A 12,184-nucleotide genomic window follows, 5' to 3' on the forward strand; every position below is an offset into this window, starting at 1 on the left:
CTCAACAAGAAAAAGCCCGCATCACTGCGGGCTTCTTTTTAAACGCCTGAGGCTTAGTTCACCTTAGCGTTCAACTCACCTTTCAAGTAACGCTGGTACATGGCTTCCAACGAGATCGGCTTGATCTTCGACGCATTGCCCGCAGTACCAAATGCTTCGTAACGAGCGATACACACATCACGCATCGCGGTGACGGTGGCGCCGAAGAATTTGCGTGGGTCGAATTCGCTCGGGTTGGTGGCCATCAGGCGACGCATTGCGCCGGTGGAGGCCAGGCGCAGGTCGGTGTCGATGTTGACTTTGCGCACGCCGTACTTGATGCCTTCGACGATTTCTTCAACCGGTACGCCGTAGGTTTCTTTGATGTCGCCGCCGTACTGGTTGATGATCGCCAGCCATTCCTGCGGTACCGAGGAAGAACCGTGCATCACCAGGTGGGTGTTAGGGATGCGCTTGTGGATTTCCTTGATACGGTCGATGGCCAGTACGTCGCCGGTCGGCGGCTTGGTGAACTTGTAGGCGCCGTGGCTGGTGCCGATGGCGATGGCCAGGGCGTCGACCTGGGTCTTTTTCACGAAGTCAGCCGCTTCTTCCGGGTCGGTCAGCATTTGGCTGTGATCCAGCACGCCTTCGGCGCCGATGCCGTCTTCTTCACCAGCCATGCCGGTTTCCAGGGAACCCAGGCAGCCCAACTCGCCTTCCACCGAAACACCGCAAGCGTGGGCCATGGCCACGGTTTGCTGGGTAACGCGGACGTTGTATTCGTAGTCAGTAGGGGTCTTGCCGTCTTCGCCGAGGGAGCCGTCCATCATGACCGAGCTGAAGCCCAGTTGGATGGAGCGTTGGCACACGTCAGGGCTGGTGCCATGGTCTTGGTGCATGCACACCGGAATGTGCGGGAATTCTTCGATCGCGGCCAGGATCAGGTGACGCAGGAACGGCGCGCCGGCGTATTTGCGGGCACCGGCCGAAGCCTGGACGATCACTGGGGAGTCGGTCTTGTCAGCGGCTTCCATGATGGCGCGCATCTGCTCAAGGTTGTTGACGTTAAAGGCTGGGACGCCGTAGCCGAACTCGGCTGCGTGGTCCAGCATTTGACGCATGCTGATAAGTGCCATTGTGTTGTCTCTCCCGGTCGAGGGTCGTTAATCGTGCAAGCCTGCCGTAGCGGCGGCTGCTATTCAAGTTATTGCAGGCCAGGCGTTATGGGCCTGGCCTGCTGAATCGTTACTGCTGTGTCCGACCCACAACCTATGCCACTTTGGAGCCGGATTTAATGTGGGAGGGGGCTTGCCCCCGATGACAGTGGATCAGCCAGCACATGGGTGTGCTGAAAAACCGCTATCGGGGGCAAGCCCCCTCCCACATTGGATCTCACCAAATTTGAAATCTTATTGGGCCTTGCAGCCACGCCCGATCAAATCGTCGGTGGCGACCCAGTAAACCAGGCCTTCCTCACCTTTGGTGTGAAACGCCAGTTGGTCGTTGCTGTACAGCACGCCCGAGGCGGCAACCTCCTGTTTAAGGCGGTAGACCTGGTCGGAACCGCCGAGGCGCACATCCACCTCGCTGCGGGCCGCATTGGCAAAGCGCCAGTTAACCTCGGCCTTGCTGTCGCAGGTCCAGGTGGTCCACTTATCGGCAGGCTCTGCCTTATTGAACATGTTGATGCTGCTGCAACCGGCCAACAGAGCCAGTGCCGCCACGGCGAAAACGCCTTTCATTGCCAATCCTCGAACGGCGACCCAAAGGCCGCCACTGCTGTCGGTTAGTTGATCAGACCCGTCAAGGGCAACCCTGTTCCTGACCGTTGGGCGCGGAGTCGTATTTCTCCAGCCGTTCATTGCCGATGCGCTTGTTGATCACCGGCATGGTTTCAGCCTGCCAGTCAGCCTGGTAGCAGCTCTGTTTCTGCTGCGCCGCAGGCTGTTCGGGCGTCGACGCCGCAGTGGGCGCGCTGCCGCAGCCGGCCAGCAGGCCCGCCGCGAACACCAGTGCCAATGACTTGATCATAGGAATGCTCCTTTTCCGGATCACGAGCCTTAACCCTTGGCTCGGGTTTCCAGCACTTCAACGGCCGGCAGCACTTTGCCTTCGACGAATTCGAGGAATGCGCCACCACCGGTAGAAATGTAGGAGATTTGGTCAGCCACGCCATATTTATCGATGGCCGCCAGGGTGTCGCCGCCACCGGCGATGGAGAATGCCGAGCTGTCGGCGATGGCCTTGGCCAGCACCTTAGTGCCGTTGCCGAACTGGTCGAACTCGAACACGCCGACCGGACCGTTCCACAGAATGGTCTTGGAGGCCTTCAACAACTCAGCGAAGTTAGCCGCGGTTTGCGGGCCGATATCCAGAATCATGTCATCGGCGGCTACGTCAGCGATCAGCTTGACGGTAGCTTCGGCGCTTTCGGCGAATTCCTTGGCCACGACCACATCCACCGGCAACGGCACGCTGACTTTGGCGGCGATGGCGCGGGCGGTGTCGAGCAGATCCGGCTCGTACAGGGACTTGCCCACCGGATGGCCAGCTGCGGCCAGGAAAGTGTTGGCGATGCCGCCGCCGACGATCAACTGATTGCAGATCTGGCTGAGGCTGTTAAGTACGTCCAACTTGGTGGACACCTTGGAGCCCGCCACGATGGCGGCCATCGGCTGTGCCGGCGCGCCCAGGGCCTTGCCCAGGGCTTCCAGCTCAGCGGCCAACAGAGGGCCGGCAGCCGCAACCTTGGCGAACTTGGCCACGCCGTGGGTCGAACCTTCGGCGCGGTGAGCGGTGCCGAAGGCGTCCATGACGAACACATCGCACAGCGCAGCATATTGCTGGGCCAGTTCGTCGCTGTTCTTTTTCTCGCCTTTGTTGAAGCGCACGTTTTCGAACAGCACGATATCGCCGGCCTTCACGTCAACGCCGCCCAGGTAGTCAGCCACCAGCGGCACTTCACGGCCCAGGGCCTTGCTCAGGTAATCGGCTACCGGCTTGAGGCTGTTTTCAGCGGAGAACTCACCTTCGGTCGGACGACCCAGATGGGAGCAGACCATCACGGCCGCGCCTTTTTCCAGGGCCAGCTTGATGGTCGGCAGCGAGGCCAGGATTCGCGCATCGCTGGTGACAACACCGTCCTTGACTGGGACGTTGAGGTCTTCGCGAATCAGTACGCGCTTACCTTGCAGATCGAGGTCGGTCATCTTCAACACGGTCATGGGTCGCAGTTCCTGAATTACTGTTGAGGTTGTTTAGAGGCGATGTGCAGATAATGTTCCGCAACATCCAGCATTCGGTTGGCAAAACCCCATTCGTTATCGAACCAGGCCAGGATGTTCACCAGCCTCGGGCCGGAAACGCGGGTCTGGCTGGCATCGACAATCGCCGAATGCGGGTCATGGTTGAAATCGCAACTGGCGTGGGGCAACTCGGTGTAGGCCAGCAAACCTTTGAGCGGACCGCCGGTGGCGGCCTCGCGCAGGATCCGGTTCACCTCCACGGCATCGGTGTCGCTGACGGTTTGCATGGTGATATCCAGGCAAGACACGTTCACCGTCGGCACACGTACGGCTTTGGCCTGGATTCGCCCGGCAAGTTCCGGCAGCAAGCGTTCGATGCCGCGCGCCAGGCCGGTAGACACCGGAATCACTGACTGGAACGCCGACCGCGTGCGGCGCAGGTCTTCGTGGTGGTAAGCGTCGATCACCGGCTGGTCGTTCATGGCCGAGTGGATCGTGGTGATCGACACATAATCCAGGCCGATCGCCTGATCCAGCAGGCGCAACAACGGCACACTGCAGTTGGTGGTACAGGACGCATTGGACACCAACCGCTCATCGCCAGTCAGGCAATCCTGGTTGATGCCATAGACGATGGTGGCGTCGACATCCGCCTCGCTGGCCATCGGCTGGGAAAACAGCACACGCGGCGCGCCGGCGTCGAGAAACCGCTGGCCATCGGCGCGGGTGTTATAGGCACCGGAACATTCCAACACCAGGTCGACGTCCAGCGCCGCCCAGTCGATGCCCTCGGGGGTGGCACTGCGCAGGACTTTCACGCAGTTGCCATTGATATGCAGACAATCGCCGTCGACCCGCACTTCGCCGGGGAATCGGCCATGGGTGGAGTCAAAGCGTGTCAGGTATTCGATGCTGGCCATGTCGGCCAAATCGTTGATGGCAACAATCTCGAACCCGGCTGCCGCCCCTCGCTCGAACAGAGCACGCAAGACGCAACGACCAATGCGGCCGTAGCCGTTGAGTGCAACTTTGTAGGGACGCGTTTGGGGCATGGGGCTCTCGATCAATAGTTCGCTCAGTGTTGAATGTTCCGACGCCATCGCGGGCAAGCCCGCTCCCACCTTCAGATCGCGATCCAATGTAGGAGCGGGCTTGCCCGCGATAGCGCCAGTACAGACAACGCAGACTGACTTAGTCTTCCAGCAGCTCTTCAGCCTGACCCAGGATGTTTTCCAGGGTGAAGCCAAACTCTTCGAACAAGGCTGGCGCCGGCGCCGACTCACCGTAGGTGGTCATGCCGATCACGCGGCCTTCCAGGCCCACGTACTTGTACCAGTAGTCGGCGTGTGCCGCCTCGATGGCGATACGCGCGCTGACCTGCAACGGCAGCACCGATTGCTTGTAGCCGGCGTCCTGGGCTTCGAACACGCTGGTGCACGGCATGGATACAACGCGCACGTTGCGGCCCTGCTCGGTCAGCTTGTCGTACGCCTGAACCGCCAGGCCCACTTCAGAACCGGTGGAGATCAGGATCAGCTCCGGCTCGCCCACGCAGTCCTTGAGCACGTAACCGCCACGGCTGATGTCGGCGATCTGCGCGTCGGTGCGCGCCTGGTGCTGCAGGTTCTGACGGGAGAAGATCAGCGCCGTAGGGCCGTCCTTACGCTCGATGGCGTGCTTCCAGGCCACGGCGGATTCCACCGCGTCGGCTGGGCGCCAGCAATCCAGGTTCGGCGTGGTACGCAGGCTGGTCAGTTGTTCGACCGGCTGGTGCGTCGGGCCGTCTTCGCCCAGACCGATGGAGTCGTGGGTGTACACATGGATGACGCGCTTCTTCATCAGCGCGGCCATGCGCACGGCGTTGCGGGCGTATTCCATGAACATCAGGAAGGTTGCGCCGTAAGGCACCAGACCACCGTGCAAGGACACGCCGTTCATGATGGCGCTCATGCCGAACTCGCGCACGCCGTAGTACATGTAGTTGCCGCTGGCGTCTTCGGCCGTGACACCTTTGCAGCCTTTCCACAGGGTCAGGTTGGACCCGGCCAGGTCGGCCGAACCACCGAGGAACTCAGGCAGCAGCGGGCCAAAGGCGTTCAGGGTGTTCTGGCTGGCTTTACGGCTGGCGATGGTCTCGCCCTTGGCCGCAACTTCGGCGATGTAGGCAGATGCCTTTTCCGAGAAGTCAGCAGGTAGATCACCGGCCAGGCGGCGGACCAGCTCGTTGGCCAGTTCCGGGAATTCGGCGGAGTAGGCAGCGAAACGCTGGTCCCACTCGGCTTCGGTGGCCAGGCCTTTTTCCTTGGCATCCCATTCGGCGTAGATGTCAGCCGGGATTTCGAACGGGCCGTGGTTCCACTTCAGCGCTTCGCGGGTCAGGGCGATTTCCGCGTCACCCAGTGGAGCGCCGTGGCAGTCTTCCTTGCCTTGCTTGTTCGGCGAGCCGAAACCGATGGTGGTCTTGCAGCAGATCAGGGTCGGCTGCGCGCTCTTGCGGGCGGTGTCGATCGCGGTTTTGATCTCTTCCGGGTCGTGACCGTCGACGTTGCGGATCACCTGCCAGTTGTAGGCTTCGAAACGCTTCGGGGTGTCATCGGTGAACCAGCCTTCGACTTCGCCGTCGATGGAGATGCCGTTGTCATCGTAGAAGGCGATCAGCTTGCCCAGGCCCAGGGTGCCGGCCAGGGACGCGACTTCGTGGGAAATGCCTTCCATCATGCAACCATCACCCAGGAACACATAGGTGTGGTGATCGACGATGTCGTGGCCAGGGCGGTTGAACTGCGCGCCCAGCACTTTTTCAGCCAGGGCGAAACCCACGGCGTTGGCCAGGCCTTGGCCCAGCGGCCCGGTGGTGGTCTCGACGCCTGGGGTGTAGCCGAATTCCGGGTGGCCCGGCGTGCGGCTGTGCAGCTGGCGGAAGCTCTTGAGGTCGTCGATGGTGACGTCGTAGCCGGTCAGGTGCAGCAGCGAATAGATCAGCATCGAGCCATGGCCGTTGGACAGCACGAAACGGTCACGGTCGGCGAACGATGGGTTGTTCGGGTTGTGTTTCAGGTAGTCACGCCAAAGCACTTCGGCGATATCCGCCATGCCCATCGGGGCACCGGGATGGCCGCTGTTGGCTTTTTGCACGGCATCCATGCTGAGGGCACGAATGGCGTTGGCACGCTCACGACGGCTGGGCATCGCTGTTCTCCTGCGGATATAGAAAGAAACGGAAAAAAGGACCGGCATTTTCCCTCAGCCACCGCCTGCGGGCAATGACAGATAGTCACTTGAGGCGGTTTTTCCTGTGGTTTGCGCGGTAATCGTCTGCGCAAACCTTTCATGTGTTCGTCTAAAGGTTATAGCGACTGCTTATAACCGCCACTTATCGATCAATATCAAAACTTTTTGATATTGACCTTGCGAGCGACCAGCCCCACCACTAGACTGCTGGCCTTATGAACCTATCTGTGCCCTCCCTGCGTCCCGACGATGGTGAAGAGCTGGCCGCTTTGTGCAAAGCCGCCGGCGACCCCTTGCGCCTGAATGTTTTACGGGCCCTGACCAACGATTCTTTCGGAGTGCTGGAGCTGGCGCAGATTTTCGCCATCGGCCAATCGGGCATGAGCCATCACTTAAAGGTGCTGTCCCAGGCCGAGTTGGTCGCCACCCGCCGCGAAGGCAATGCGATTTTTTACCGCCGCGCCCTGCCCCACACCGACCTGCTCGGCGGCAAGCTGCACGCCGCCCTACTGGAGGAAGTGGACAACCTGAGCCTGCCGAACGATGTCCAGGCACGTATCGGCCAGGTCCACGGGCAACGTGCCGCGGCCAGTCAGGACTTTTTCGCACGGGTCGCCGAGAAGTTTCGCGCCCAGCAGGATTTGATTGCCGGTTTACCGCAGTACCGCGACAGCGTGCTGGCGTTGTTGGACAAGCTGAGCTTCAGTGAAGAGGCCACGGCACTGGAAGTCGGCCCCGGCGACGGCGGTTTTCTGCCGGAGCTGGCACGCCGCTTTCAGCAAGTCACGGCGCTGGACAACAGCCCGGCAATGCTGGAGCTGGCACGCCAGCTCTGCGAGCGAGAAGCCTTGGGCAACGTCAACCTGCAGTTGGCCGACGCCTTGAAAGACAGCAGCCTGCGGGCCGACTGCGTGGTGCTGAACATGGTCTTGCACCATTTCGCCGCCCCCGCCGACGCCCTCAAGCAAATGGCCGGGTTACTGCACCCCGGCGGCAGCCTGCTGGTGACGGATTTATGCAGCCACAACCAGAGTTGGGCCAGGGAGGCCTGCGGTGATCTCTGGTTGGGTTTTGAACAGGACGATCTGGCCCGTTGGGCCACCGCTGCGGGACTCGTTCCCGGGGAAAGCCTCTATGTAGGTTTACGTAATGGTTTCCAGATCCAGGTCCGCCACTTTCAGCGACCGGCTGGCGACACTCACCATCGGTAAATATCAGGAAAACATCGAGATGAGCGAATACTCCCTTTTCACCTCCGAGTCCGTGTCTGAAGGGCATCCGGACAAAATCGCCGACCAGATTTCTGATGCGGTGCTGGACGCCATCATCGCTGAAGACAAGTTCGCCCGCGTGGCGTGCGAGACCCTGGTGAAAACCGGTGTAGCGATCATCGCCGGCGAAGTGACCACCTCCGCCTGGGTCGACCTGGAGCAACTGGTCCGCGACGTGATCACCGACATCGGCTACAACAGCTCCGACGTCGGCTTCGACGGCGCCACCTGCGGCGTGATGAACATCATTGGCAAGCAGTCGCCCGACATCAACCAGGGTGTCGACCGCGCCAAACCGGAAGACCAAGGCGCAGGCGACCAGGGCCTGATGTTCGGCTACGCCAGCAACGAAACCGACGTGCTGATGCCGGCCCCGATCACCTTCTCCCACCAGTTGGTCAAGCGCCAGGCCGAAGCCCGTAAATCCGGCCTGCTGCCTTGGCTGCGTCCGGACGCCAAGTCCCAGGTAACCTGCCGTTACGAAGGCGGCAAAGTCGTCGGCATCGACGCGGTGGTGCTGTCGACTCAGCACAACCCGGATGTGTCCTACGCCGACCTGCGCGAAGGCGTGATGGAACTGATCGTCAAACACGTACTGCCGGCCGAACTGCTGAGCAAGGACACCCAGTTCCACATCAACCCGACTGGCCAGTTCATCATCGGCGGCCCAGTGGGCGACTGCGGCCTGACCGGTCGCAAGATCATCGTCGACAGCTACGGCGGCATGGCCCGCCACGGCGGTGGTGCGTTCTCCGGCAAAGACCCGTCCAAAGTGGACCGTTCGGCCGCCTACGCCGGTCGTTACGTGGCCAAGAATATCGTGGCCGCCGGCCTGGCCGAACGTTGCGAAATTCAGGTTTCTTACGCTATCGGCGTGGCTCAGCCTACGTCGATCTCGCTGAATACCTTCGGCACCGGCAAGATCAGCGATGACAAGATCGTCAAACTGGTGCGTGAAGTCTTCGACCTGCGCCCCTACGCGATCACCACCATGCTTGACCTGCTGCACCCGATGTACCAGGAGACCGCAGCCTACGGCCACTTCGGTCGTACGCCTGAGCAGAAGACTGTCGGCGATGACACCTTCACCACCTTCACCTGGGAAAAAACCGACCGCGCCAACGACCTGCGTACCGCCGCCGGCCTGTAACAGTCGCGCTACTCAAACAGCCCTGCCCGGTCCGCCCGGCAGGGCTTTTTATTGCCCGATGAATCGGGCGGGCGTTCACATTTTTTGGCTCCCAACCTTGCAGGCAAAATAATGGCTCTCTAGAATCCGCGCCCTCTCGGGCCCCCACCCTATTTGGATATTGCCTTGCGCCAGTCCGGGATCACCCGGCGCGGCAATCGAACATTGAGGTTTTTCATGCGCATCTCCACGCTCGCCCCCGCCGCCCTTCTGCTCAGCTTGTTCGCCCTGCCGGCCCACACCGCCGATCTGAGCGCACTGAGCAGCGTCCTGGGCGCACATACAGGTGGCGGCAATGCCGGCGACTGCCAGAAGCAAGCCAACGACCTGCAGGCCAAGATCGATGCGGCCAACGCCCAGAACGACGTGTTGAAAGTGCGTGCGTTTGAAGCCGCGCTGGAACAGGTCAACAAAGGTTGCAACAAATTGGCTGAGTCCCAGGCCAAGGCCGACGCCAAGCAGCAAAACCAGGCGGCCAAAGCGGATAAGAACGATGCAGTGAAAGCCCTGGGCGGTCTGTTCAAGTAAACAGAAACACCCGGTAAAAAGCCCCGCACTGTCGGGGCTTTTTTGTGGGCAAACCGATCATTTAGGCTAGGCGCCCCTTCCGAGCAAGGATGCTCATGATGCGTTTTTTGATTGCTCTTTTACTCAGCGCGTTAACCTTTGGGGCCTTGGCCGAGGGCTGCCCCGACGAAGCCCGTCATCAGGTCGATGCCCTGGCCGAACAGGTACGCGTGTGGGACGACCGTTACCACCGCCTCGGCCAATCCCCCGTCAGCGACGAGCTCTACGATCAAGCCCGCCAACGTCTGGCTCATTGGCGCCAATGCTTCCCTTCCCCCACTGCTCCACCCGACCGGCCGCTGGCCAGTTCACGCGGCACCTTGCGCCACCCGGTCGCTCACACCGGCCTGGAAAAACTCTTGGACGAACAAGCAGTCGGGGCCTGGCTGGCGACGCGGCAGGACGTGTGGGTTCAACCCAAGGTAGATGGCGTCGCGGTGACCCTGGTTTATCGCAAGGGTCGGCTGGCGCAGGTGATCAGCCGTGGCGATGGAGTGCTTGGCCAGGACTGGTCGGCGTCTGCGCGCAAGATTCCCGGAATTGTCCAGCAGTTGCCAGACCCCATCGACCTGGTGTTGCAAGGTGAACTCTATTGGCGCCTGGATGCCCATGTGCAATCGCTACAGGGCGGGCTGAATGCTCGCAGCAAGGTGGCCGGGCTGATGAACCGCCGCCAGTTGAGCGACGCCGACGCCGCAGGTATTGGCCTGTTCGTCTGGGCCTGGCCCGATACCCCTTCTGGGTTCAGCGAGCGTCTGGCGACCCTGGCGCGCTGGGGCTTCACGGACAGCCAGCGCTACAGTCACCCCGTCCAGAGCCTCGACGAAGCCGCGCACTGGCGCACCTATTGGTATAACCATGCGCTGCCCTTTGCCAGTGATGGGGTCGTGTTGCATCAGGCATCGCGCGCGCCCGCCGAACGCTGGCAAGTCAGCACGCCTTACTGGGCCGTAGCCTGGAAATATCCGGCCACCAAGGCGCTGGCCCTGGTGCGCCAGGTGCGATTCAAGATCGGTCGCACCGGGCGGATCACTCCCCTCCTGGAGTTGGAACCGGTGCGGCTGGACGACCGGCAGATCAAACGGGTCAGCGCTGGCTCCCTGAAGCGCTGGCAAACCTTGGATATTCGCCCCGGCGACCAAGTGTCCATCACGCTTGCGGGCCAGATCATTCCGCGGTTGGACCAAGTCATCCTGCGCAACCCCAACCGAGTCGCCTTGGCCGTCCCCAATCCACAGGACTTTCACGCTTTGAGTTGCTGGCAACTGGACCCAGGCTGCGAAGAGCAATTGCTCGCGCGCCTGACCTGGCTCAGCGGCAACCAGGGCCTGGCGCTACCTCATATGGGCCGCGAGACCTGGAACGTATTGATCCAGGCCGGTCTAATCGCAGGCTTTCTCGATTGGTTAACCCTGGATGCGGCGCAGCTTGCTAACATTGATGGCTTTGGTGAGCAAAGCCGCACGCGGGTGCTCGACAGCCTCCACCGCGCTCGACAACGGCCCTTTGCGCAATGGCTCAAAGCCTTGGGCGTCCCGCCTGTGGCACGCAACAACCTCAAGGGTGACTGGCACACGCTGGTCGCCCGCGACACCCAAGCCTGGATGGCCGAAGATGGCATCGGGCCGGGTCGAGCGGCGCAATTGAGCGCTTTTTTTCACGACCCGCAGGTGCGGGTCTTGGCGGAAACACTACATGCGGCCGGGATAGACGGGTTCTGAACCCGCCAGACACCGCTTTAACAGTCGGCAGAATTCATCCTGCCATTTGCGATCCAGGAGTTCCCTATGAAATGTTTAGCCCCATTTGCCTTATCGATTGTCGCAAGCCTGATGACCACGCCGTTGCTGGCGGCCGATGATGCAGAACCCCTCACCGGCTGCGCCGCCAAGCGCCAAGCCATCAGCACCCAGATCGAGCAAGCCAAGGCCCACGGCAACAGCGAACAGCAAGCCGGCCTGGAAAAAGCCCTGAGCGAAGTCACCGCCCATTGCAACGACGCCACCCTGAAAAAAGAGCGGGAGAACAAGGTGCTCGACGCCAAGCATGAAGTCAGCCGTCGTCAGGCCGACCTCGACAAGGCCATGAAAAAGGGCGACCCAGACAAGATCAACAAGCGCAAAGACAAGCTGGCCGAGTCACGCAAAGAGTTGCAGAACGCAGTGGAAGAACTCGACCAGTAATACCGATCAATGGTCCCGGAACTGTTTATGGCAGGCACTGCAGGCATCTTCGACTTTCTGCACCGCAGGCCCGAGGTTGTTGGCCTTGTAAGGCTGAACCTGGCTGGCGATCACCAATTCACCGGTGGCCGCTTCCAGGTCGCGCGCCAGTTGCTGGAACTGCGCCTGCTTTTGCCACACGTCGTCCTTGGCGCTGGTGTGATCTTCTTCACGTACGCTCGGAAAGTGCCGCCACGGTTCGTGGGCCAACGTATCGAGTTTGGCCGCGCCTTCGGCGAACTTCGCGCCATCGAACGGGATACGCCCACGCAACATGCCGCCCAAGTCTTCGCTGGTCTTGAGCATCTGTTTGAAGATCGCCTTGCGCTGACCCAGAGGCGAATTCGGATCCACTCCGCCACAGGCGGACAAAGTCAGGCAGGCCAGCAATACAACGGTCAGTCTTTTAAAAGTCATGATGGCTTCAAGGTCACGGGAAACGGCGGCCAGTATCCTCGCCCCGTCCGCAAAGACCAA

Annotated in this window: 12 protein-coding genes; 5 read left to right on the plus strand and 7 right to left on the minus strand. The window is 61.1% G+C overall.

Annotated features, from left to right (window positions below; genetic code table 11):
• Window positions 1-53: 53 nt before the first annotated feature.
• From fba to tkt, 6 genes are all read right to left on the minus strand, one after another.
• Window positions 54-1,118, minus strand: a complete 1,065-nt coding sequence (fba, locus tag HRH33_RS25105; protein WP_003177554.1) for a class II fructose-bisphosphate aldolase — start codon at window positions 1,116-1,118, stop codon at window positions 54-56.
• Between the two features lie 273 nt (window positions 1,119-1,391).
• Window positions 1,392-1,724 carry an MliC family protein gene (locus HRH33_RS25110; protein ID WP_167417820.1) on the minus strand — a complete coding sequence of 111 codons (333 nt, stop codon included), beginning with the start codon at window positions 1,722-1,724 and terminating at the stop codon, window positions 1,392-1,394.
• Between the two features lie 61 nt (window positions 1,725-1,785).
• The gene (locus HRH33_RS25115; protein ID WP_034101218.1) at window positions 1,786-2,013 is read right to left on the minus strand and encodes a lipoprotein; all 228 of its coding nucleotides are present in this window, start codon (window positions 2,011-2,013) and stop codon (window positions 1,786-1,788) included.
• 29 nt (window positions 2,014-2,042) lie between these two features.
• Complete coding sequence (locus HRH33_RS25120) at window positions 2,043-3,206, minus strand: phosphoglycerate kinase (RefSeq protein ID WP_034101219.1); 1,164 nt, start codon at window positions 3,204-3,206, stop codon at window positions 2,043-2,045.
• 17 nt (window positions 3,207-3,223) lie between these two features.
• Window positions 3,224-4,279 carry an erythrose-4-phosphate dehydrogenase gene (gene epd / locus HRH33_RS25125; protein WP_040267040.1) on the minus strand — a complete coding sequence of 352 codons (1,056 nt, stop codon included), beginning with the start codon at window positions 4,277-4,279 and terminating at the stop codon, window positions 3,224-3,226.
• A 139-nt stretch (window positions 4,280-4,418) separates the two neighbouring features.
• Window positions 4,419-6,416 carry a transketolase gene (gene tkt, locus HRH33_RS25130; RefSeq protein ID WP_123479291.1) on the minus strand — a complete coding sequence of 666 codons (1,998 nt, stop codon included), beginning with the start codon at window positions 6,414-6,416 and terminating at the stop codon, window positions 4,419-4,421.
• A gap of 257 nt (window positions 6,417-6,673) precedes the next feature.
• On the opposite strand from tkt, the gene HRH33_RS25135 reads away from it, so the two are divergent.
• From HRH33_RS25135 to HRH33_RS25155, 5 genes are all read left to right on the plus strand, one after another.
• On the plus strand, window positions 6,674-7,669 hold the full coding sequence (locus HRH33_RS25135; RefSeq protein ID WP_034139640.1) for an ArsR/SmtB family transcription factor: 996 nt from the start codon (window positions 6,674-6,676) through the stop codon (window positions 7,667-7,669).
• 19 nt (window positions 7,670-7,688) lie between these two features.
• Window positions 7,689-8,879 carry a methionine adenosyltransferase gene (gene metK / locus HRH33_RS25140; protein WP_034115338.1) on the plus strand — a complete coding sequence of 397 codons (1,191 nt, stop codon included), beginning with the start codon at window positions 7,689-7,691 and terminating at the stop codon, window positions 8,877-8,879.
• A gap of 216 nt (window positions 8,880-9,095) precedes the next feature.
• Complete coding sequence (locus HRH33_RS25145) at window positions 9,096-9,446, plus strand: DUF1090 family protein (protein WP_034101224.1); 351 nt, start codon at window positions 9,096-9,098, stop codon at window positions 9,444-9,446.
• Window positions 9,447-9,541: 95 nt separating this feature from the next.
• Window positions 9,542-11,206, plus strand: a complete 1,665-nt coding sequence (gene ligB / locus HRH33_RS25150) for an NAD-dependent DNA ligase LigB (protein WP_167417821.1) — start codon at window positions 9,542-9,544, stop codon at window positions 11,204-11,206.
• A gap of 66 nt (window positions 11,207-11,272) precedes the next feature.
• Complete coding sequence (locus HRH33_RS25155; protein ID WP_034115340.1) at window positions 11,273-11,668, plus strand: DUF1090 domain-containing protein; 396 nt, start codon at window positions 11,273-11,275, stop codon at window positions 11,666-11,668.
• Window positions 11,669-11,674: 6 nt separating this feature from the next.
• Here the strand turns inward: HRH33_RS25155 and HRH33_RS25160 are convergent, their stop codons facing one another.
• Window positions 11,675-12,124 carry a c-type cytochrome gene (locus tag HRH33_RS25160; protein ID WP_167417822.1) on the minus strand — a complete coding sequence of 150 codons (450 nt, stop codon included), beginning with the start codon at window positions 12,122-12,124 and terminating at the stop codon, window positions 11,675-11,677.
• Between the last annotated feature and the right edge of the window lie 60 nt (window positions 12,125-12,184).

The organism is Pseudomonas rhodesiae, from assembly GCF_013285305.1.
Lineage (GTDB): Bacteria > Pseudomonadota > Gammaproteobacteria > Pseudomonadales > Pseudomonadaceae > Aquipseudomonas > Aquipseudomonas rhodesiae.

Coding starts and splice junctions, on each gene's coding strand:
- fba (WP_003177554.1), bottom strand. CDS start 1,118: ATGGCACTTATCAGCATGCGTCAAATGCTGGACCACGCAGCCGAGTTC.
- HRH33_RS25110 (WP_167417820.1), bottom strand. CDS start 1,724: ATGAAAGGCGTTTTCGCCGTGGCGGCACTGGCTCTGTTGGCCGGTTGC.
- HRH33_RS25115 (WP_034101218.1), bottom strand. CDS start 2,013: ATGATCAAGTCATTGGCACTGGTGTTCGCGGCGGGCCTGCTGGCCGGC.
- HRH33_RS25120 (WP_034101219.1), bottom strand. CDS start 3,206: ATGACCGTGTTGAAGATGACCGACCTCGATCTGCAAGGTAAGCGCGTA.
- epd (WP_040267040.1), bottom strand. CDS start 4,279: ATGCCCCAAACGCGTCCCTACAAAGTTGCACTCAACGGCTACGGCCGC.
- tkt (WP_123479291.1), bottom strand. CDS start 6,416: ATGCCCAGCCGTCGTGAGCGTGCCAACGCCATTCGTGCCCTCAGCATG.
- HRH33_RS25135 (WP_034139640.1), top strand. CDS start 6,674: ATGAACCTATCTGTGCCCTCCCTGCGTCCCGACGATGGTGAAGAGCTG.
- metK (WP_034115338.1), top strand. CDS start 7,689: ATGAGCGAATACTCCCTTTTCACCTCCGAGTCCGTGTCTGAAGGGCAT.
- HRH33_RS25145 (WP_034101224.1), top strand. CDS start 9,096: ATGCGCATCTCCACGCTCGCCCCCGCCGCCCTTCTGCTCAGCTTGTTC.
- ligB (WP_167417821.1), top strand. CDS start 9,542: ATGATGCGTTTTTTGATTGCTCTTTTACTCAGCGCGTTAACCTTTGGG.
- HRH33_RS25155 (WP_034115340.1), top strand. CDS start 11,273: ATGAAATGTTTAGCCCCATTTGCCTTATCGATTGTCGCAAGCCTGATG.
- HRH33_RS25160 (WP_167417822.1), bottom strand. CDS start 12,124: ATGACTTTTAAAAGACTGACCGTTGTATTGCTGGCCTGCCTGACTTTG.